The sequence below is a fragment of the Haloarchaeobius ordinarius genome, from assembly GCF_051801355.1.
Lineage (GTDB): Archaea > Halobacteriota > Halobacteria > Halobacteriales > Natrialbaceae > Haloarchaeobius.
The window spans coordinates 2135418-2155218 of sequence record NZ_CP196560.1 but is presented as its reverse complement, the minus strand read 5'-3'; the positions used below and the strand labels follow the sequence as shown (position 1 = coordinate 2155218).

Sequence of the window (19801 nt, the reverse complement as noted above, 5' to 3'; positions counted from 1 at the left end):
GTCAGACCAGGGCCACGGCGGCGTCCACGACCCCGGTGAGCTGGTTCGCCACGATACCGACCAGCGTCTCCCAGACCGAGAACCCGGTGACGATACTCTGGAGCGTGTCGATACCGAAGAACGCGAACAGCCCCGCCGAGACCCCGTGGGCGATCCGGGCGTCGAAGGCGTGCGAGAACCGGTAGAACAACAGTGCGTTCGCGATGCTGACCGGGATGATGGCGAGCATCTCACCGGCCCAGATCGCAGACGTCGCCCCGTACTCGATGGCCAGCCCGATGGTGACGAGCTGTGTCTTGTCACCGAACTCACCCGCGGCCATCATCCCGAAGATAGGGAGCCAGCCGCCGAGGTACTGGGGGACCTCGTGGCCGAAGACGTCGAACGTCTCGTCGTCGTTCAGCCCGGCGAACCCGCCGTCTGTCTCGACCCTGTCAGCCTCGGTACCCCCGGAACCAGTGACACCGTCGGCCTCGGGCATCGACCGGTAGAGCAGGACGGCGAACAGACAGAACAGCAGCCCGCTGATGACGCTCAACACGACCGGTGGGAGCGCCTGCTTCACGGCGTTCCCGAACGCTATCTCGAGCGCGGTCCAGCCAGCGAACGCGGTCCCGGCAGCAGAGACGACGACTGCGGGGTGATAGCGCGTCGACAGGCCGGCGATGATGAACTGCACCTTCTCCCCGGGCAGGACGGCGAGCTGTGCGACGAACGCGATAGCGACGATTTCGAAGTATTCCATAGTTCAGACCGACAGTCAGGCACCCCCTGCAGCACGCTCGGTCTCCTGTCCGACCGGTTTGACCCGGATCGAACTGGCGACGGTGTCGGGCAGGCTCTGTTCGTGGCCGCCGACCGCGACCGTTATCATCCCGAAGGGGGCGACGTCGACGACCTCGACGACGGTCCCCGGCACGATGCCCGCGTCTTTGAGGTAGCGCAGTTCCTCCTCGTCGCGGTCGCTGACGCGTGCGATCTCCACGCGAGCACCCTCGTCGTGCTCAGAGAGGGCGGTGAGGCCGCCCTCCTCGGGCGGCGAGAGGTCGGCACTCGGAATCGGGTCGCCGTGCGGGTCGACGGTCGGGTTTCCGAGCGCCTCGGCGACCCGTCGCTCGAACTCTTCGGAGATGTGGTGTTCGAGGACGTCGGCTTCCTCGTGGACCTCGGACCAGTCGTAGTCCAGGTGTTCCGTGAGGTATGCTTCGAGCAAGCGGTGGTGACGGAGGACTTCCAGCGCGACGGTGACGCCCTCCTCGGTCAACTCGACACCCTTGTACTTCTCGCGGTCGACCAGTCCGCGGTCGTCGAGTTTCTCTATCATACTCGTGACCGTTGGCGGCGTGACGCCGAGGTACTCCGCTATCTGCGATGTCGTAACCGGCGTCCCCTCGTGTTCCTGGAGGTAGTAGATGGCCTTCAGGTAGTCCTCCATGACGTCACTGAGCATTCTACGTTGGATTAGACTCGTCTAAACCTAAAGTTCTGTGGTTAGAGTTTCGACCGGCTCGATGAGAGAGACTACTGGACCATTCGTTCGAGTCGGGAGGCGATGGTGGAACCATCACGTCGGGAGCATCGTGCTGGTGGCCGCTCGCGGTCGACCGACCCTCGCGACCGGGATTCTCACACCCTCGGTATGATGGGTACCTTTTATTGGTCGGTAGTCGCCAAGTTACAGTTGATGAGTAGCACCGGCAACTACCGGTTCGAGTGTCCGGAGTGCGCCGAGAATATCGAGGTCAACGAGCCGATGAAAGAGGCCATCGTGGCCAGCGGCTGTATCATCTGCGGAACGGCAGTCACCGATGGCTCGTTCGAGCGCTGAGTCCCCCGTCCCGAGACGTCGCGCAGTTACTCCTCGATGTTCCGCGTCTGTTTCCCGGTTAGACGAATCGATTCCAGACGGTTGATACTGAAGTCCAGTTCCTCTTTCGTCTCGTCCCAGATGTCGAACTCCGGCGTTCGCGCGTCCCCGAGGTGGGCGACGATATCTGGCGTCAGGTCCGCACGAGGAATCTCGACCAGGTCACCCGTCGCGATGACACTCTCGGAGCGTTCACCGTCCTCGTCGTAGACGACCAGTCGTGCCGGGCACGGTTCGTCGACGTAGTCCGTCTTGGTGCTACCTTCACGGAACCCGAGCCTGAGATAGAACTCACACGCATCAGTGTCGTAGCCATAAGAGACCGGAAAGGAATACGGGACGTCTTCGTTGGCGACGGAGAGGACACCGGTTCCTTTCTGCCCGAGGAACGCGTCCATCTCGTCGCGCGTCATATCGACGGTACGTTTGCCTGCCATCGCTCTCACCGATACCTCGGTGAGACGCCTACGTAAATGTGCGGGACTGCGGCGTCCCGGTTCGGGAGAATCGGACCGGGGTCAACTCGACAGAATCGTCCCCAGCAACTTCGACTGTGCGGCGGCCAGATGCTCCGAGAGCGTGGACCGCGAGATACCGAGTTCGTCGGCCACCTCGCCGCCGTTCGCCCGTTTCGGATGCTCGAAGTAGCCCATCTCGTGTGCGGTCTCCAGTACCTCCTGCTGGCGTGTGGTCAACTCACCGCGGTCGACGAACACGAGGTTCTCGTCCGTCGCGTCACCTTCCGACCGGAGCAGGCGCTGGACGTCGAGGCTCGGGTACGCTCCTCGCAGGTCGCCAACGACGTCCTGTAGCGTCTCCATGTCGGGGGCGTGGAAGGTGACGAACAACGACTCCTCACGCGCGTGGACGTCGACGACGGGACAATCGAACCGCTCGACGCACTCACACGGACAGAACCGACCGTGTTCGCGCTCGAACCGGTACGCGCTCTTGGTCCCGTACGCGAACACCTCGCGCAGGTCGTCCGCCAGGTCGACCGACTCCAGGTCGGCCTCCTCGTCGAGCATGAACTCCTCGGTGACTCGGCCACCCTCGACCGGGTTCACCGACTTCGAGACGGAGTAGCTAGCGCTCGCGGTGGCTTCGGTCGCACCCGCGACGGGACACCCATCGGGTGACTCGATCCGGACTTCCGCGCGGATGCCTTCGCCCATAGCAAGGTGCTCGACGGGAACACCCTTAATGACTTGCCCCGACGTGTGAGGGCTGCCAGTCGCGGGGTCGATTCGGGAGGGTACTTAAACCACCCCTCATATCGTGGGTGCTATTCCGTACCCCTCCAGTCGGTACACATGAGTAGAGAGACACCCCATGTCCGTCGAGACTTCCACGTTCGAAGACCCCAGCGCGGTCGGTACCGAAGAGCCAGTCGACGTCGACGCGGATTCGCTCCTCACGGCGCTCACCGACGCCGACTGTCGAGCCATCCTGCAAGCAGTTCGTGAACAGCCCCGGTCGGCGAGCGAACTGTCGGATACGTGTGACCTCCCGCTCTCGACGACCTACCGCAAGCTCGAACTCATGACCGACGGTGCGCTCCTGGAAGAACAGACCCGCATCCGGGCCGACGGGGCCCACGCCAAGGAGTACGAGCCCCAGTTCGAGAACCTCACCATCTCGGTCGGGTTCGACGACGAGGACGGCGTCGCGGTCCAGCCCGCGGCGGACTGAGTCTCCTTCTGGTCGGCGGTTCGCGTCGGTCGACCCTGTTGGACGCACATCGTTTCCGAAACGGGTCGACCCCGTCACGTTCGACGGGCCGAACTGGAGTCAAGTTCTGTCCGCCACCGAGACGGCTCAGATGCCCTTGCCCATCAGGTGTGAACGCAGGACGTCGTCGTCCTTGTTCCCGGTGCCGGTGTTCATGAGGACGATGGTGTCGTCCTCGTCGAACTCGCCGCGCTGGGCGAGTTCCCACGCGCCGGAGGCTGCCGCAGCACAGGTCGCACCCATCTCGAGCCCCTCGTTCTGGGCGACGGTGATAGCCGAGTCGAGAATCTCGGGGTCGCTGGTGGCGACCGCGCCGCCGTTGGACTCCCGAATCGCCTCCAGAATCCACGGGCTCGCGCCGGGGTCCGGAATCTCGATGCCGCCGCAGATGGTGTCGGGATGCTGCCACGGTTCGTGGACGTCGCGGCCCTCCTCGAACGCGGTGACGATGGGTGCACACCCCTCTGCCTGGGCAGCGTAGAAACCGGGCACGTCGTCGGTGAGGTCGAGGTCGCGGAACTCGGTCGCCGCCTTGTACATCCCGATGAGACCCACGCCGCCGCCGGTCGGGTAGACCACCGCGTCGGGGACCTCCCAGTCGAGTTGCTCGACGACCTCGTAGTACATCGTCTTCTTGCCCTCGTGGCGGTACGGCGTCTGGAACGTCTGGAGCGAGTACCAGTGTTCGTTCTCCGGGTCGGCCATGGCATCCTCGTAGGCCGCGCCCGCGTCCGAGATGCGGCCCCCGACGACGGTCATGTCGCCGCCGTGGACGTTCACCATCGCCTTGTTCGTGAAGCCGGCGCGGGCCGGAAGGAAGACGTGCGAGTCGAGGTCCGCGCGGGCCGCGTACGCCGCGGCGGCCTGCCCGGCGTTACCCGCCGACGCGAGCGCGACGTCGGTCGCGTCGTGCTGGACCGCTGCCGTGACGGCGACCGTCTGGCCCCGGTCCTTGAACGTCCCCGTCGGGTTGCGTCCTTCGTCCTTGATGAACACCTGCCCGACGCCGAGTTCGTCCGCGAGGTCTGGACAGGCCACGAGGGGTGTTGCCCCCTCGTCCATCGAGACGGCGGCTGAGCGCGGGAACGGGAGCAGTTCCTCGTAGCGCCACATCGAGTCGAAGCGCCGAGCCGCGATGTCTTCGCGCCAGAGTTCGAGCGAGTCGTAGTCGTACGCCGGGTCGAGGATGCCGCCACAGTCGGGGCACCGGTGGGTGGCCGCGTCGGCGTCGAAGCGCTCGCCACACGACACACAGTCGAGTCCGACGAAGGCGTCGGTCGTCTCCATAGACCAGGCTTGGGCGGGCGGGGACTAATCGCTGTTCATCGACCGCTCGTCAACGGCCAAAATGCCGAGGGCCCGGGGGTTTTCACCCCCACCGTCATAGGGTCCGTATGGAAGACGAAGAGGTCATCGTGGTCGGGGGCGGGCTCGCCGGACTGGTGGCGGCTCGTCACCTCGCCGACGCTGGTGTCGAGGTGCGTCTGTTCGAACGGGCTGAGACCGTGGGTGGCCGTGTCCGGTCGACCCGCGAGGACGGCTTCACCTACGACCGGGGGTTCCAGGTGCTGTTCACCGCGTACCCGGCCGCACAGCGCGAACTCGACTACGAGGCACTCGACCTCCGCAAATTCACGCCCGGGGCCTGCATCTGTCGCGAGGGTCATCGCTCTATCCTCTCGGACCCGTTCCGTGACCCCGGGTCGCTCACGGAGTCCATCTTCAACCGTGACGTGACGGTCACGGACAAACTCAACACCCTCCGACTCAAGCGCGAGTTGACCAACCGTTCGACCGAGGGCATCTTCCAGGGCCCGGATATGTCCATCCGGGAGTACCTCGAGTCGCGTGGCTTCTCCCGGAAGTACGTCGAGAACTTCGCCGCGCCCTTCTACGGCGGTATCACGCTCGACCGCTCGCTGGCGACCTCGAAGCGCGTGTTCGAGTACACGTTCAAGATGCTCTCGGCGGGCAAGACGGTCGTCCCAGCCGGCGGGATGGGAGCCATCACCGCCCAGCTCGCGGACCGCGCCGCCGCCGCCGGCGTGACGGTCGAAACCGGCCGGTCGGTCGAAGCCGTCCACGCGGCGGGTGACGTCGAAGGAGACGGTGCGACCGTCGACCTCGGTGGCGAGACCGTCACGGCCGACGCCGTCGTCGTCGCGACCGACCCGGCCGAAGCCCACGCACTCACCGGTGTCGACGCCATTCCGACCGCGGCCAACAGCTGTGTCACCCAGTGGTACGCGATGGAGGACACCGGGGAACTCGACGCCGGGAAACGCCTCATGCTCAACGCCGAGTCGGACGCTCCCAACCAGCTCGTCGACCACACCATCGTCGCGCCCGAGTACGCCCCCGACGGGACGCGGCTCCTGAGCGCGACCTTCCTCGGCGAGCGCGAGGAGACCGACGAGGAACTCGCGGTGCTGGCTCACGACACGCTGGCGTCGTGGTACCCCGAACGCCAGTTCTCCAGCTTCGAACTCCGCCACACCGACCGCATCCAGTTCGCGCAGTTCCAGCAGCCGCCGGGCTTTTCGGACTCGCTTCCGAACGTCCGTGACCCGACCGGCCCAGTCTACCTCGCGGGCGACTACACCCGGTGGTCGTCGATTCAGGGCGCACTGGAGAGCGGGAAGGTAGCGGCCGACGCCGTCCGTGACGACCTGCAGTAAGCCGTCTCCCTGGCTCGCTCAGAGCAATCGCCTGAACTCGCCCAGCGGCGGGAACCGAAGCGTCTCCCCACCGGCTTCGTCCCGGACGACGGGCTGGAACCGGTCGGGGTGCGAGACGAACGGCGTCTGGAAGTCCGACCCCCGCATCCGGTTGACGGTCATCCCGGCTGCCAGCGTCGTGAACGACGGGAGCACGAGCACGTCGCTCCCGCGGTAGGCGTCGGGGCCGTACAGAAAGCACGGGTAGGTCCTGCCTTCGACGTCGATGGTCGGGTGGTCGTGCCCGACGACGTACCGGTCGACCGGGTCTTCGATACCTCCTGGTTCCTCGTGCCCGTGGCAGACGACGGTCCCATCCGCCAGTCGACACGAGTCGTGGACCGACAGGTCCGTCACCCGGTCGAGTTGCGTGTCGTGGTTCCCACGGACGAGGACGAGTTCTGCGTCGGCAGCCACCACGTCGACGAGCTGGTCGAGCGCCTTCCGAGCGGGGACCGGGACCGTGGTGAACGAGTGGAGGACGTCTCCGGCGAAGACGACCGTATCGGGGTCGAACGTGTCGAGCAACGCCGCGAGGCGGTCCGCCATGTCTGGGCCTTCGTTCAGCGGAAAGTCGACGCTGGAGGCGTGTGCCTTGCCGAGGTGGAGGTCGGCACAAACGAGTGCATCCGCGTCGGGAAGGTACACCGCCCGGTCGGCGAATCGCAGGTCAGTCGCCGCCATCGGGCTGGCCGCCGTCGGCGCGGACCGGGTCCTGCACGCCGAGTGCGTCTTCGAGGTCGTACTCCTCGCCGGTCGCGACGAACAGCACCTCCTCGAGGACGCCGAGGAGTTCGGGCAGGACGTGGACCACGCCCCAGGTGATGCCCACGAGGGCGAACACGGAGAGTATCTGCGAGAGGACGCTGTGTGCGAACCAGAACGAGGCGTGGCTCTTCTCGACACCAGCCAGGGCCGCGAACTGGACGACCGGTTCCTGCAGGAACCAGCCCTTGCCGGCCGCGATGGCGACGAACACGTTCCGGACGAGGTTCAACACCCAGATGACTCCGATGGCGAGCGCGAACGACTTCAGCTTGCGCCGGAGCGGTGCCTGCACGGCGATGATGAGTCCAGCGAAGATGGCCATCGAGCCGATACCGGTACAGGCGTAGACGATGTACGTCGCGAACTCGGAGAAGACGAACTTGTTCATGTAGCCGTACTCGGGACCGGTGGTGAACTCGGGGTTGTATCCCAGGAACTGGATGCCCATGAGGGTCTGCCAGGCGACCTGCTCGATGAGCACGCGCCGGACGACCGGGATGGCCTGGGTCGGGTGGTAGATGAGCCCCATCACGCCGACGGCCTTCGAGAGCAAGACGAGTCGGTCACGCCCCTGCAACAGCAGGTAGGCGGTGTACACCGACGCGGGGACCGCAAACAGGGCGAGGCCACCTTCGACGAAACTACGCACTTCGAACGCGAAGTGCGGGAAGACGGCGAGCCAGAACCCACCGAACAGTACCCACGTCCCGGCGAGCCAGTAGATGGCCACCGTTCGGTCGAATCTGTCTAACACCGCACCGACGAGGAACGCCGCGATGACGACCCACGCGAGCAGGTCCGTCGCGGGCATACCGAACACCGTCGGCAGCGCGGCGGGCAGGGGGAGCATGTACGGGTGAACGGGGAGAACCCATAAAATCTTGTTGCCATTCCGTCGACCGGTTACCCCGGCGTTACCGTCTCTGCCTGCGGTTTCCGGTGGATGCTGCCGCGAAGTGCCAGGCTCAGTCGGCGGCGTGTTCTTTCGCCGTGGTGTACGCCTCGCGTACCTGTTTGAACGATTCCTCCGACCCGCCGTGGTCCGGGTGCGCTTCCTTGACGCGTTCCCGGTAGGCCGACCGTACCTCCTCGGTCGACGCAGACGGCGGCAGGCCGAGGGCCTGGAACGCCTGCTGGATGACGTCGTGGTCGTCGTCCTCGTCGATTTCCCAGTCTATCTCCGGAACGTCGAACGGGAGGCGCGCGCCCAGGTGATGCCCGTGCATCTCGTGTTCGCAGAGCACGGCGTACGTGTCGGTCTGCTGGATACGGAAGAAGGCGTGGGCGTCGAACGTCACCGCGACGTCTCGGGCCGGCAGGTAGAACGCGACCCGGTCGCCGGCGACGGGGTGGTCCTCGACGAACTGCTCGCCGATTGCCTCGAGGTACCAGCGAATCTCTCGGCGTCGGCGAGCCTCGCTCGACACGTTCGGGTCCCCGTCGCGGGCGTGTCGTCCCGGTCCCGGGAAGAGGTACTCGCCGGCGACGAACATCGTCGCAGAGAGCACTGCGAAGAGCGCTCCCAGCGAGAGTCCGGCCAGCAACCACGATGGGAGCGTCGTCATCCATCCGAACCCGGCGTCGAACACTGGCGGTGCCACGGACCAAGGTATGTCACGGTCGGTAAAGAGTTCGTTGGAGGAAGCGACTTCTCCGCCGAGAACCTATCAGCTACACATGGATATAGAACGACGCTCTCACACCACCCCCGCGACCACCAGACAGTCCCCCGAACCGACGACAGAATCGACTGACACCACGCCCTCGAAGTCGACGCCAGTGACTGCAGCTCCGCTCTTGCGAACGCGAACACGATACCTCGACCTGAAAGGTGTTCGTCTCCATTACCTTTCCAGCGGCGACGAGACGGCCGCACCGGTCGTCCTCCTCCACGGCGGCGGTCTCGACGAGGCACAGCTCTCGTGGCGTCACCTCGTCCCTGGCCTCGCCGACAGCTACCACGTCATCGCCCCGGACTTGCCGGGGTACGGCAAGAGCGGCCCGGCCAGCGAACAGCCCTCGCTGCAGTACTACGCCCAGGTCCTGACCGAGTTCCTCGACGAACTCGACCTCGAGCGCGTCTCACTCGTCGGCATCTCGATGGGTGGCGGCGTCGCTCTCCAGTTCGCCACCGACCACCCCGACCGGGTGTCGAAACTCGTCCTCGTCGACAGTTACGGGCTCGGGACGACCGTCCCTGGCGGCAGACTCGCCTACTGGTTCACCCGCGCCGACCGGCTGAACCGTGCCCTCTGGTGGGCCTTCCGAAAGAGTGACCGCCTCGGGCGACTCTCCATCCGAAGCATCACCGTCACCCCCGACCCCGACCTCGCCGCCGACGCCGTCGTCGCCCTCCGCCGTCCCGACGCTGGCGAGGCGTGGCACGCCTTCCAGCGACACGAGGTCACCCCGACCGGCCTCCGAACCGCGTTCCTCGACCGCCTCCCGACCCTCGACGTTCCGACGCTGCTGGTCCACGGTGAACGCGACTCGATGGTCCCCGTCGACTGGGCGATCCGCGCCCACGCCCTGCTCCCCGACGCGGAACTGTTCGTCCTCCCCGGCTGTGGTCACATGCCGCCGCGTGAACGCCCTGCAGCGGTCGAAGACCGGCTCCGCACCTTCCTCGGGTAACGGAGCGCGCGGTTACGTCTCCCGTTATCGTCCTCGCGAACGTATCGTCGGTAGATGACACTGTCCTCGCAACTCTACACGCTGCTTTTGGTGTGCTGGCTCGCCTTCGCCACGTACAGTCTGTACGCGTACGAGCGGGGGGCGTGGGCGTGGACCGACATCCGTGTTGGGCTGGTCGGGACCGTCCTCTGGACGGCGTACGCCACGACGCACCTCGTCGACGGCCTGCTCGTCCAGGCGATAGTCTTCTCCGCAGGGCTCGCACTGCTGGCGGTGTACGTCCACGACCGACGAGAACGAGAACCGGAACCGGCGCTGGTCGCCCAGCGAGCGACGGACCGGTGACGAGGCGAGACGCCCCCCTGTCCCAGAGTGCTATCCGATGTACCGGAGGTCGTCGTCGCTCGGCACGTTCGCCTGTTGTTGTTCCATCTCCTGAATCTTCCCGATGACTTCTTCCATCTCGTCCGCACGCTCTTCGAGCGACGCGTAGTCGAGGTCCATCTCGAATCGCTCTTCCAGCACTTCGAGCACTGCCTGTGCACTCTTCGGGTCGACGAGGTACCCGGAGGTCTCGCCCATCAGACAGGCCGCGTCGAAGTCACGGCGACGACCGAGCCCGAGGACGAGGCCGGAGACGCCGACGATGCCGCCCGCGGGTTCGTCCTCCCGGAACTCGACGCCCAGGTCTTCGAGACTCGCGATCAGGTCTTCGTTCGTCGCGGCACCGAGGACCGCGTACTCGTCGATGAGTTCACCGGTCGGGACGCCACCGAGGGCGTACGCTTCCTCGCAGCCGAACTCCTCGGCGAGGTCGAGGACGGCCGAGGCGAGCCGGTAGTGGCCGTCGTTGCTCTGGGCCTGGTGGTCACCGGTCAGGACGAGCAGGTCGCGCCCGTCCGTCTCGACCGCGTGGAACTCCAGATGGGTGAGTTCGGCGAGGCCGTCCTCGTCGACGTCGACCTGCGGCGGCAGGTCGTGCGAGTAGACGCGGCGGACGAGTTCGCCGTCGTGCTGGTCGAGGATGTGCTCGGCCGCGAGCTTGCCGACGTGGCCGACGCCGGGCAGTCCCTCGACGAACACCGGGTCCGAAAGCTCCGCTTCAGCGACGTGCTCGATGTCGAGTGGTTCCATACGGCCTACTCGTGTGCGGCGCGCTTAAGAGCGCGTCGGTACTCGCCGTAGGGGTCTGCCGGGTCGAACGGGGCTGGTGCGCTGTTGACGGCGTCGGCTCCGCAGTCGGGACAGGCGTCAGAAAGCGTGTACACCGGGCGTTCGTGGCGGTCGTGCCACGCCGAACACACCCGGATGTCGGATTTCATTCGTCGTCGGACCGTCGCTCGCGGTGGTACTCGCCCGTGCCGCCACGGCTCTCGATCTCCGCTCTGGCGCGCGCTGCAGCCTCTTCCAACTCGGATTCGGCCGTCTTGTAGTTGGGCGCCTTGACCTTGATGCGGTACTCCGGCGACCCGACGTAGGTCACACTGAGTTCGACCTCGTCGGGGACCTCGCCGTTCCCTTCGGCGGCCTTCAGGGCCTCTTTCACGTCGTCGACACCGTCAGGGTTGGGACACCGAAGGTCGATGTAGCCAGTGACGTTGACGTACGGGACGGAGACGTTCTCGCGTGCCGTCCCGACGACCTTCTCGACCTCCTCGTCGGTCAGGTCGGTGTTCTCGAGCGCGGCGGGGCCGTGGATCGCTGCCTGTTCGAACCCCTCGTAGAGACTGCCGTACTCGTCGAGGAGTTCGTTCGCGACCGCCGCGTACTGCTCGTCGCTCACGTCCTCGCCGAACGCCAGCAGCATCCAGTTGTCGGCCTTCTGTTCGTTCTTCCACTCCTGAATCTTATCGGAGCGCTGGTGGTTGTTGACGTCCTTGATGGAGAGGTCTATCTGCTGGGAGTCCTCGTCGACGTCGAGTACCTTGCAGACGACGGTCTGGCCCTCACGGACGTGGTCGCGGACGTTCTTGATCCATCCGCTGGCGACCTCGCTGATGTGGACGAGGCCACGCTTGTCCTCGTACTCCTCGAGGTCGACGAAGACGCCGAAGTTCTCGATCTCGTCGACCTTGCCGACGACGAGTTCACCGGAGTCGGGCCAGCCGCTGTACTTCATCGTGATTCGACCGTCTCGATGATGTCGTGGGGAATCTCGGCCTTGCCGCCGGTCGGCGTCGCGAGCGTCGTGCCACAGACCGCGCAGTTGACGACGGTCGAGGCTTTCCCGAACACGACCTGTTCGTTCTCACAATCGCTGCACTTGACGTTGTAGAAACTTCCTGCCATGTGTCTCACTCCTGGAACTCGAGTCGGCCTGTTCGCCATCCCTGGCGCAGGTGTGCTTTGCCGCACTCGCCGCAGCGGTACTTCAGGTCCGTCTTCTTGGTGGGCTTGTCGCCACCGGGGACCTTCGAGAAGCGACCAGCGTTACCGATGGTCTTCTTCCCTTCGCGCTGCTTGCGCTGGTCCTTCTTCATCCCGGTCGTGCGACCGGTGCGGACTTTCTCCACTTCGTGCTCGTGGTGTTCGTTACAATGTGGGCAGTACGTGTTGAAGCGTCGGGGCATCTGCATAGATATCGGCCTTACGGTCGATTTGGCCACGGTCCTTTAAAACGCATTTGGTTCGGTCCGGGCGGGGCCGTGTGTGGGTTTCACTCGGTCGGCTCTGACTCCCCGTCGTCGGCCGTCCCGTCACGCGTCTCCTCGTCCCCCGCCTCCGCCCTGTCGGCTTCCGGAACGCGCCCCTTGAACACCTCGCCGAGCTGGTCGCGCCATGCCTCGGTCTCGGACAGGTCCGCCGCGAGGTCGTCCAGTCGGTCGTCCACCTCGTCGAGTTCCTGGGCCAGCGCGGTGGTCGACTCGTTCAGGTCGTCGTCGACGGTCTCGACCGACGAACGAACCGCGTCCAGGTCTGTCGCGAGACTGTCGAGCCGCCCGTCCATCGTGTCCAGTCGGTCGTCGAGCGCGTCGAACCGGCCATTGAGCGCCTCGAATCGGTCGTCGACACGGTCGAGTGCGCCGCCCACACCGTCGAGACGGTCGTCGACCGTCGCCAGCCGCCCGTCGACCGTCTGTAACCGGTCCTCGACCGTTTCGAGGCGATTCGCGACGGTCCCTACCCGGTTCTCGACGGCGTCGAACCGGGCCGCGACGTCGGGGTGTCCCGCACTCGCGTCCTCGAGTCGGTCGGTCGCCGCCCCGAGGTCGTCGCGGACCCGGGCGATGCTGGCTTTGAGTTCGACGACGATGTCGCTCGCGGTGCCGTGTTCGTCGATGAGTGCCTCCAGCCCGTCCGCGTACGCGGTGAAGTCCTCCAGTCGCGACTGCAGGTGCCGGAATCGAACCTCGTCGCTCCGTGAGACCGGTGGAGCGAGGTGTTCGCGAAGGACCGCCAGCTGGTCGCGCTCGACCGCTCCCGCGTCGAGGGCGGCGACGAGCGCGTCGACGACTGCCGCTTCGTCGACCTCGGCGGCGATACCCGCCTCGTCGGTCCCGGTCGTCGAGCGCACCGAATCCGGGGGGTTCGCCGGGGCGGACCCCCTCGTCGACCCTGGTGCACCGGTCGCTCCGGACGAGCCCGTTGCTTCTGGTGGAGTCGCGGCTTCGATGGCGTCCGTCTCTTCGGGTGAATCCGCCGTTTCGGGGGCGTCCGCTGCTTCGGATGCGTCGACCGGGTCTATCATGTCGATGGCCGGCGGCTCGAACACTGCTTCGACCGCGTCAGGGTCGTCGCTGTGGACGACGTAGCTCGTCGTCACGTGCTCGCCGCCGTCGAGGATGTCGACCAGTGCGACCCGGCTGCCGCCGTCTTCGAGTAGCCAGTCTCCGTGGCCCGTTCCGTCGAGGTTCAACACTTCGACGGGGAATCCGCTCCCGAGCCGCTCGACCAGCCGAACCGCGACCGCATCGGTCCGGTCCGACCGTATCCGATAGTGGACGGTCATCCTGTTGTCGCCCGGTTCGATGCCCTTCTCGACGTGGACGTCGTCCTGTGATACTGCCGACGTGTTGCTCAGTGTGTCTGTGAGTCGCATACCCTGCCCCTGGTTATCCACGATTAGTCACGACCCCACATTAATTGTACTATTCAATCAAGAACAATATATGGCGTGACACGACCCGGCGGGACCGGAGGCTTCGATACGCTTAATTGGACGGTGTGCAAACGCCCGGCTATGAAGCGCCTCATCATCCACGGGGACCCCGGCATCCGCAAGGACGCCATCATCAGCTACGACGGTGGGGAGGAGGTCCGGTGTTTCTCCATCAGCCGCAACGGCGAGTGGCACGGTCCCGACGAGGTCCAGCTGTGGTGCATCGTCGGCGACGAATCCGAGAAACAGGACTTCGAAGAGCGGAACTACATCCCACACCACCTCGAGGTCGACCGCGTCGACGCCGAGACGGTCGACGTCATCAAGGCGAAGGGGAAGCTCTCGGTCTGAACGGTCGGTCTCTTTCCTCGGAGTCGGTCTCTCCGTTCCCAGCGTCGACCGCCGACTGGTCGACGCGGTAGACGACAACGTCGTCGAACTGCTTTGCGACGCTGATACCCGGTTCGTCACGGAGCGATGACACGTCGTAGTGCTCGCGCTCGTGTGGCCCGACGTAGACGTACTGCACGTCGTACTTCGCCAGCACACCGCCGCGGGTCTTCGTCTCGCCCTCGTATACCGCGGTCCCCTCGTACACCGCTTGGACTTCGGCCATCCGTTCTTGCCACCCCGCCTCGGTGTGGTAGTTCGAGGCGTGCCCCCAGCCCGCGATGGTCGGGAGCCCGGTGAGACTCGACACGCCGCTCACCAGTGGCGTCGATGGCGTGTTGATGCTGTAGAGGTGGACAGTCGTCGGTCGTTCGACCACTACCGGTCGGCCCGCCTTCGCGTCCAGCCACTCGATGGCAGCGTACTGGTCGGGGAAGTTGTCCTGAGTCCACTGCTTGCCATCGAGCGTGTTCGCGTCGTGCCCCTCGAAGTGCGACGAGAGCGCCAGGCCGCCGTAGATGGCCGTAGAGCAGACGAGCACGGCCGCGAACGCGACCGCCCCGACCCGGTATATCTGGGCCGCTTCCCGCCCACGGCGGGCAGCCAGCCGGTCGCCGATGCTCCAGTCGGGCCACTGTCGCGCTACCACGTCTGTCAGCATGACACCGACCGCGGTGCCCCAGAGTATCCACACCTGCATGTAGAACTTGAACACCGTGTTGAACCGGCCGCTCCCGGCCCGTTCGGAGACGTAGACGAACTCGACCATCGTGACCAGCCCGATGGCTGCGACGACGAGGACCGTCTCGTAGCCGAGGTCGCGGTCGAGGCGGAGCAGCATCCACCCGAGCACGAGTGCCGGGGTGACGACCGCGAGGACGACCGCGTCGAGGAGCCAGGCGACCCCGGCGAACACCGCGAAGCCGACCCCGGTGAGCGCGACGACCCGCGTCTCCTCGTCGAGGTCCGCGACGACCGCGCCGACGCCGACGAGCAGGGTCGCGCCGTAGATACCGAGTCGTTGCATGGTCGGCCCCGTCGCGAGCGCGAGGACGACCGCGAGGCCGAACAGGACCGCGCCCGGGACGAGGTCGCCGTCACGGAGTTGGGTGAGTGCAGCAACCCCGACCAGGGCGACGGCGACGGTCGGAATCGCCACCCAGCCGACGACTGCGTTCCCCACTGCCGCCAGCGCGAGGACGGCGACCGGGACGCCGAAGCCGAGGTCGAACGACCGCCCCGGCGAGATTCGGGGCGCGAGGAACGCGACCGTCACGAGCAAGAACGCCCCGTGAACGAGGAGTAACCCGGCGAGGCCACTTCGGTCCGGGAGGAACGCGAGCGACTGGCCGCTCGTCGCGCCGCTGAAGAACGGAAGCGCGAACAGGAAACCGCCGACACCGACGGCGACACCGACGGTTCCGGCGGCGAGCAGGCGGCTTGCCTCGGCCGCGACCGGCGCGTCTTCGATGGCGCTCTCGACGCGGTCCCAGATGCGGGTCGGGAACACGCTCGCTGGGTGCGGACCCGCGAAGAGGACCGCGAGCGTGGTCACGCCCGCGACCGAGGGGTAGCTCCACGTGTTCACGATGGCGAGCCACCCGGCGAGGACGGGCGCGCACACGAACAGGTAGAACCGCCGTCGCCAGACCTGTACAGGGGGCGTGAGCCAGTACGCGAACCCGACGGCTGCCGCGAGCAAGAGCAGGTGCGTGCTCGTCATGTGCGCGTGCAGGTCACCGTTGAGGAACGAGAACAGCGGGAACTCGTTGATGGTTCCCGGGATGACCCGCGAGGCGGGCCAGTAGAAGAAGTCGTCGGGGCCGAGTGCGAGATTACGCCACTCGACGCCGAAGGCCTTCACCGCCTCCGGTCCCGGTCGATTCGGGGCCAGGTCGAGGGGCGTCTTCATGCTCGACGGGAGCAGCCAGACGACCACTCGCGCGAGCGGGGTGAGGTTGCTCGCGAAGCCGACGAAAAAGAGCGCCAGGCCACCGGCCGCGAGTCGCGGCAGGTCGCGTTCGGCGGCGATATTCCAGGCGAGGCCGAACGCGCCCGTGACGAGTGCCCCGTAGAACGTCGCGAGCGCGAGGTTGTACGCGTACCGCGCCTGGATGCCAGTGAGAGTCGTTAACTGGGCGCTGACGAGGTGTCCGCCGTAGTAGTACTGCACGCGGTCGCCGGCGTACCAGAAGTCCTCCGGCGGGAGACTGGACGACCGCAAGAGCGTCTTCAACAGGCCGAAGTCGAGGTACTTCTCTCCGCCGCCGGCGACGATTGCGGGCTGTGCGTTTCGGATGAGGACGACGAGGCCGAATCCGAGGACGAACACGCCGAGGCCCAGTCCGACCCGCCGCCAGTCGGGGTCGATGCCGCGCGAGAACGCGAACGCGGACCCGCCGCCGAGGACGAGCAACGTCGCGACGATGCCGGGCCAGCCGAACGCGACCTGACCGACCCAGTAGCTCGTGACGCCGAGCGCGGCGAGTGCGAGCGGGAGGGCGAGGGTTCCACCGCGGTCCGACAGGGGCGAAAAGAGGAGCGCGGAGAGCGGGGCGGCGACGACGGTCAACCCGACCATCGCCGCGAGCCAGAGGACGACCAGCCCATATTCCATACCGGTGATACGAGGCGGCGTCGGCTAAGGACTTTTCCCTTCGGGCGGGCGGGAAGCGAACCCTTTTACTCTCCCGAGCGATGCTTCACGAAGTAATGCAACGGTCAGTCGGAGTCGTCGTCCCCGCCTACGACCCCGTTGTCGACAGACTCGTCGACTACCTGTCCGCCCTCGAAGACCGACTGGACCCCGACGCGCTCCACGTCGAACTCGACGCGCCCGATAGCGAGACGCTCGCCGCACTCGAAGACGCGCCCTGTACCGTCCACGCCGTCGACGCGCGGCGCGGGAAGGGCGCGGCCATCACCTGCGGCTTCGAGCACCTCGACACAGACGTGCTCGCGTTCGCCGACGCGGATGGGGCGACCCCCGCCGACTCCATCGCGGACGTGGTCGAACCCGTCGTCGCCGCCCGCGCCGCCCTCGCCGTCGGCTCCCGACGCCACCCCGACGCCGACGTCCGGTCACACCAGACGGTCGCCCGTCGCTACCTCGGCGACGGGTTCGCCTTCCTCGCGCGGACACTCCTCGACGTGAACCTGTACGACTTCCAGTGTGGTGCGAAAGCAATCGACCGCGAGGCCTGGGACCAGGTGCGAAGCCACCTGTACGAGCCCGGGTTCGCGTGGGACCTCGAACTCATCGCGATGACGAACGCCCGCGGCTACCGCATCGCAGAGGTCCCGGTCACGTGGGAGGACCAGCCCGAGTCGACCGTCTCGCCCGTCGGGACGACCGTCGAACTCGCAGTCTCGCTCGTGAAGTCGCGACATCGCGCGAAGCGGCTCACCGGGGACAGACTCCACTCGTTCATCTCGAACCGGCGCTCGAACAGCAACCCGCTGGTGGACAGCCTCGCCAGGGAGTCCGATGAGTGACGACGAGGGACTCCGCGATAGCGTCGACACCCACGTCGACTCGCTGACCTCCGGCGTCCGCTTCGGCAAGTTCGCCTCGGTTGGCGTCGTCGGTGCGATGTTCGACGTGACGACCGCGACCGTCCTCAGCGAACTCGGCGTGTTTCCCGAACTCGCCGTCTTCGTCGGCATCGAGGTCGCCGTCGTCGTCATGTTCCTGCTCAACGACAACTGGACGTTCTCGGAGCACGGCACCGGCGGCGTCCTCCCGACGCTCCGTCGGCTCGCCCGGTCGAACGTCGTCAGGGCTGGCGGCATCCTCGTCCAGCTCGCGACCTTCCGGTTCGTCTTCCGCGTCCTCGCGGTCGACCTCACCGTCTTCGGCGTCGACGGCTGGTTCGTCGTCGCGAAGGTCACCGGTATCGGCGTCGGCATGGTCGTGAACTACGTCGCCGAGAGCCTGTTCACGTGGCGCGTCCAGCACGAGTGAGACGGGTGTATCTTTCCAGGCACGAGCGCCAGGAATCGACCCACAGCGGCAGGCAGAAACTCACACACGGCGTCGTAATCACAACCCTTAACTAGAGCACCCGGTTACGTGTGGGTAGCGGGATGGGATAGCCAGGAGATTCCGGCGGGCTCATAACCCGCAGATCGGTAGTTCAAATCTACCTCCCGCTACTTCTGCGACGAACAACGAGGAGAGCGAGACGTCTGTCGCTCTGGTTATCTCGAATCGACCAGACTTCTATCGGGCACCGCTGTCGAGAGAGTTGGAGCTCGTGTCGTCGCTTCGGGACCACGCCTCGCCAGCGACACGAATGTCCCTGAGGGAGACGGCCTCCAACTCACAACCCTTAACTGTTGGACCGAGGTACGTGTGGGTAGCGGGATGGGATAGCCAGGAGATTCCGGCGGGCTCATAACCCGCAGATCGGTAGTTCAAATCTACCTCCCGCTACTTCTGCGACGAACAACGACGAGGAGCGAAGCGACGACTCCGTGAGTCCCATCTTCGGTCACGGTCGTTTGAACTCACGAACGAAGCGGGACGGAGTGAGGTAGTTCGAATCTTCCCCCACTATTGCTGGCGCACGCGACTGGTAGGCGGCACTTGTTGACTCCGGGGAAACTCCCTTGGTGTCCAAAGCCGTTGGTGGTGCCATGAGTCCTGAGGACAGACCGACCGTCGAGGACGTAATGTCCACGCCACTGGAGACGATTCCAGCAGACGCGACGGTGATGGAAGCAGCGAAGGTGATGCGGGAGCACGACTTCAACGCACTGGTCGTCCCGACCACGCCACGCGCCATCATCAGCAGTACGGACGTACTCGACGCTGTCGCAGCGGGCAGAGACGTCACCGAGTTGAAAGTGTCCGACGTGATGACGACCGACGTCGAGACCGCGGCACCCGACCTCTACATGGAGGAGGTCGCCGCGATGATGACCACGTACGGCATCAAGCACCTTCCGGTGGTCGACGACGACTACGTCGGGATGATCTCTTCGACCGACGTCACTGCACATATCTCGTGACGAGTCGGCGTGGTTCGAGGGCCCAACCGTCACGAATGTCCCTGACGGAGTCGACTTCTAACTCACAACCCTTAACTGTTGGACCGGGCTACGTGTTGGTAGCGGGATGGGATAGCCAGGAGATTCCGGCGGGCTCATAACCCGCAGATCGGTAGTTCAAATCTACCTCCCGCTACTTCTGCGACGAACAACGACGAGGAGCGAAGCGACGACACCGAGAGTCCCAAATTCTGTCACGGTAGTTTGAACTCACGAACGGAGCGGAGTGAGGTAGTTCAAATCTACCTCCCGCTACTTCTGCCGAACTCGACCGGCGAGTGAGACGTAGTCGAACGAGTCGTGAGTTCGGCGATCGGGAGCGTGAAGGGCGTCGGCCGTGACGAGCAGTGATGCCTCCTCGAAGTAGAGTGCGATGTGGGCAGGGGCGTGAACACGACGGGGCCGGGATGCTCGAGGACTGCCGTGAGACCGCCGACGTGGTCGATATTCTGGTGCGTCAGGACCACTGCCCAGTTGTCGCCCCAGTCGAACCCGGCTGACGCGAGCGCCGCGTCGAGCAGTTCCGGGTCCTGCACCTCGAGT

The 19801-nt window shown here is 65.7% G+C and carries 25 protein-coding genes and 3 tRNA genes; 12 read left to right on the top strand and 16 right to left on the bottom strand.

Translation table 11 applies throughout. The annotated features are described in order from the left end of the window. Window position 1: 1 nt before the first annotated feature. The gene (locus tag ACSC1R_RS11270) at window positions 2-745 is read right to left on the bottom strand and encodes a TMEM165/GDT1 family protein (protein WP_439025840.1); all 744 of its coding nucleotides are present in this window, start codon (window positions 743-745) and stop codon (window positions 2-4) included. Window positions 746-760: 15 nt separating this feature from the next. Continuing rightward, complete coding sequence (locus ACSC1R_RS11265; RefSeq protein WP_439025839.1) at window positions 761-1450, bottom strand: metal-dependent transcriptional regulator; 690 nt, start codon at window positions 1448-1450, stop codon at window positions 761-763. A gap of 234 nt (window positions 1451-1684) precedes the next feature. On the opposite strand from ACSC1R_RS11265, the gene ACSC1R_RS11260 reads away from it, so the two are divergent. Further along, window positions 1685-1828 carry a DUF7560 family zinc ribbon protein gene (locus ACSC1R_RS11260; protein ID WP_439025838.1) on the top strand — a complete coding sequence of 48 codons (144 nt, stop codon included), beginning with the start codon at window positions 1685-1687 and terminating at the stop codon, window positions 1826-1828. A gap of 26 nt (window positions 1829-1854) precedes the next feature. On the opposite strand, the gene ACSC1R_RS11255 is transcribed toward ACSC1R_RS11260, so the two are convergent. Further along, entirely contained in the window at window positions 1855-2304 is a 450-nt protein-coding gene (locus ACSC1R_RS11255; RefSeq protein ID WP_439025837.1) for a pyridoxamine 5'-phosphate oxidase family protein, read from the bottom strand. Between the two features lie 81 nt (window positions 2305-2385). Further along, entirely contained in the window at window positions 2386-3042 is a 657-nt protein-coding gene (locus ACSC1R_RS11250) for a helix-turn-helix domain-containing protein (RefSeq protein ID WP_439025836.1), read from the bottom strand. A 157-nt stretch (window positions 3043-3199) separates the two neighbouring features. Between ACSC1R_RS11250 and ACSC1R_RS11245 the strand changes: the two genes are divergently transcribed. After that, window positions 3200-3559, top strand: a complete 360-nt coding sequence (locus ACSC1R_RS11245) for an ArsR/SmtB family transcription factor (RefSeq protein WP_439025835.1) — start codon at window positions 3200-3202, stop codon at window positions 3557-3559. Between the two features lie 126 nt (window positions 3560-3685). Here ACSC1R_RS11245 and ACSC1R_RS11240 read toward each other — a convergent pair whose 3' ends face one another. Beyond that, a complete protein-coding gene (locus tag ACSC1R_RS11240; RefSeq protein ID WP_439025834.1) occupies window positions 3686-4885 on the bottom strand; it encodes a threonine synthase in 1200 nt (399 codons plus the stop codon). Between the two features lie 107 nt (window positions 4886-4992). On the opposite strand from ACSC1R_RS11240, the gene ACSC1R_RS11235 reads away from it, so the two are divergent. Then, on the top strand, window positions 4993-6276 hold the full coding sequence (locus tag ACSC1R_RS11235) for an NAD(P)/FAD-dependent oxidoreductase (RefSeq protein WP_439025833.1): 1284 nt from the start codon (window positions 4993-4995) through the stop codon (window positions 6274-6276). Window positions 6277-6294: 18 nt separating this feature from the next. Here ACSC1R_RS11235 and ACSC1R_RS11230 read toward each other — a convergent pair whose 3' ends face one another. The 3 genes from ACSC1R_RS11230 to ACSC1R_RS11220 all read right to left on the bottom strand — a co-directional run bounded on the left by ACSC1R_RS11230 (window position 6295) and on the right by ACSC1R_RS11220 (window position 8648). Continuing rightward, window positions 6295-6999, bottom strand: coding sequence for a metallophosphoesterase (locus ACSC1R_RS11230; RefSeq protein WP_439025832.1), 705 nt, complete (start codon window positions 6997-6999; stop codon window positions 6295-6297). Beyond that, window positions 6986-7933, bottom strand: coding sequence for an archaeosortase A (artA, locus tag ACSC1R_RS11225; protein ID WP_439025831.1), 948 nt, complete (start codon window positions 7931-7933; stop codon window positions 6986-6988). The genes ACSC1R_RS11230 and artA overlap by 14 nt, the downstream gene beginning before the upstream one ends. Before the next feature lie 115 nt (window positions 7934-8048). Beyond that, window positions 8049-8648, bottom strand: coding sequence for a J domain-containing protein (locus ACSC1R_RS11220; protein ID WP_439028710.1), 600 nt, complete (start codon window positions 8646-8648; stop codon window positions 8049-8051). A 112-nt stretch (window positions 8649-8760) separates the two neighbouring features. Here ACSC1R_RS11220 and ACSC1R_RS11215 point away from each other — a divergent pair, with 112 nt between their 5' ends. Together ACSC1R_RS11215 and ACSC1R_RS11210 are read left to right on the top strand one after the other, a co-directional pair. Continuing rightward, the gene (locus ACSC1R_RS11215; RefSeq protein ID WP_439025830.1) at window positions 8761-9717 is read left to right on the top strand and encodes an alpha/beta fold hydrolase; all 957 of its coding nucleotides are present in this window, start codon (window positions 8761-8763) and stop codon (window positions 9715-9717) included. A 54-nt stretch (window positions 9718-9771) separates the two neighbouring features. After that, window positions 9772-10062, top strand: a complete 291-nt coding sequence (locus ACSC1R_RS11210; protein WP_439025829.1) for a hypothetical protein — start codon at window positions 9772-9774, stop codon at window positions 10060-10062. 30 nt (window positions 10063-10092) lie between these two features. On the opposite strand, the gene ACSC1R_RS11205 is transcribed toward ACSC1R_RS11210, so the two are convergent. The 6 genes from ACSC1R_RS11205 to ACSC1R_RS11180 all read right to left on the bottom strand — a co-directional run bounded on the left by ACSC1R_RS11205 (window position 10093) and on the right by ACSC1R_RS11180 (window position 13756). Further along, a complete protein-coding gene (locus tag ACSC1R_RS11205) occupies window positions 10093-10851 on the bottom strand; it encodes a proteasome assembly chaperone family protein (RefSeq protein WP_439025828.1) in 759 nt (252 codons plus the stop codon). 5 nt (window positions 10852-10856) lie between these two features. Beyond that, the gene (locus ACSC1R_RS11200) at window positions 10857-11039 is read right to left on the bottom strand and encodes an RNA-protein complex protein Nop10 (protein ID WP_439025827.1); all 183 of its coding nucleotides are present in this window, start codon (window positions 11037-11039) and stop codon (window positions 10857-10859) included. Beyond that, window positions 11036-11836 carry a translation initiation factor IF-2 subunit alpha gene (locus tag ACSC1R_RS11195; RefSeq protein ID WP_439025826.1) on the bottom strand — a complete coding sequence of 267 codons (801 nt, stop codon included), beginning with the start codon at window positions 11834-11836 and terminating at the stop codon, window positions 11036-11038. Before ACSC1R_RS11195 ends, ACSC1R_RS11200 begins: the two co-directional genes overlap by 4 nt. Continuing rightward, window positions 11833-12006 carry a 30S ribosomal protein S27e gene (locus ACSC1R_RS11190; RefSeq protein ID WP_261650720.1) on the bottom strand — a complete coding sequence of 58 codons (174 nt, stop codon included), beginning with the start codon at window positions 12004-12006 and terminating at the stop codon, window positions 11833-11835. The genes ACSC1R_RS11195 and ACSC1R_RS11190 overlap by 4 nt, the downstream gene beginning before the upstream one ends. Before the next feature lie 5 nt (window positions 12007-12011). Then, a complete protein-coding gene (locus ACSC1R_RS11185; protein WP_261650719.1) occupies window positions 12012-12293 on the bottom strand; it encodes a 50S ribosomal protein L44e in 282 nt (93 codons plus the stop codon). Window positions 12294-12373: 80 nt separating this feature from the next. Further along, a complete protein-coding gene (locus ACSC1R_RS11180) occupies window positions 12374-13756 on the bottom strand; it encodes a hypothetical protein (RefSeq protein ID WP_439025825.1) in 1383 nt (460 codons plus the stop codon). A 141-nt stretch (window positions 13757-13897) separates the two neighbouring features. Between ACSC1R_RS11180 and ACSC1R_RS11175 the strand changes: the two genes are divergently transcribed. Continuing rightward, complete coding sequence (locus ACSC1R_RS11175) at window positions 13898-14167, top strand: HAH_0734 family protein (protein ID WP_439025824.1); 270 nt, start codon at window positions 13898-13900, stop codon at window positions 14165-14167. Here the strand turns inward: ACSC1R_RS11175 and ACSC1R_RS11170 are convergent. Beyond that, window positions 14139-16823 (bottom strand): DUF2298 domain-containing protein, encoded by a 2685-nt coding sequence (locus tag ACSC1R_RS11170; protein ID WP_439025823.1) that lies wholly within the window; start codon window positions 16821-16823, stop codon window positions 14139-14141. The two genes, ACSC1R_RS11175 and ACSC1R_RS11170, sit on opposite strands and share 29 nt — an antisense overlap. Window positions 16824-16918: 95 nt before the next feature. On the opposite strand from ACSC1R_RS11170, the gene ACSC1R_RS11165 reads away from it, so the two are divergent. The 6 genes from ACSC1R_RS11165 to ACSC1R_RS11140 all read left to right on the top strand — a co-directional run bounded on the left by ACSC1R_RS11165 (window position 16919) and on the right by ACSC1R_RS11140 (window position 19394). Then, window positions 16919-17701 (top strand): glycosyltransferase, encoded by a 783-nt coding sequence (locus tag ACSC1R_RS11165; protein ID WP_439025822.1) that lies wholly within the window; start codon window positions 16919-16921, stop codon window positions 17699-17701. Beyond that, window positions 17694-18170 carry a GtrA family protein gene (locus ACSC1R_RS11160; RefSeq protein WP_439025821.1) on the top strand — a complete coding sequence of 159 codons (477 nt, stop codon included), beginning with the start codon at window positions 17694-17696 and terminating at the stop codon, window positions 18168-18170. Before ACSC1R_RS11165 ends, ACSC1R_RS11160 begins: the two co-directional genes overlap by 8 nt. Window positions 18171-18286: 116 nt before the next feature. Next, a tRNA-Met gene (locus ACSC1R_RS11155) sits at window positions 18287-18361 on the top strand. A gap of 205 nt (window positions 18362-18566) precedes the next feature. Further along, window positions 18567-18641, top strand: a tRNA-Met gene (locus tag ACSC1R_RS11150). A gap of 203 nt (window positions 18642-18844) precedes the next feature. Continuing rightward, entirely contained in the window at window positions 18845-19219 is a 375-nt protein-coding gene (locus ACSC1R_RS11145) for a CBS domain-containing protein (protein ID WP_439025820.1), read from the top strand. A gap of 100 nt (window positions 19220-19319) precedes the next feature. Beyond that, window positions 19320-19394, top strand: a tRNA-Met gene (locus tag ACSC1R_RS11140). Between the two features lie 106 nt (window positions 19395-19500). On the opposite strand, the gene ACSC1R_RS11135 is transcribed toward ACSC1R_RS11140, so the two are convergent. Continuing rightward, window positions 19501-19794, bottom strand: a complete 294-nt coding sequence (locus tag ACSC1R_RS11135) for an MBL fold metallo-hydrolase (protein ID WP_439028709.1) — start codon at window positions 19792-19794, stop codon at window positions 19501-19503. Between the last annotated feature and the right edge of the window lie 7 nt (window positions 19795-19801).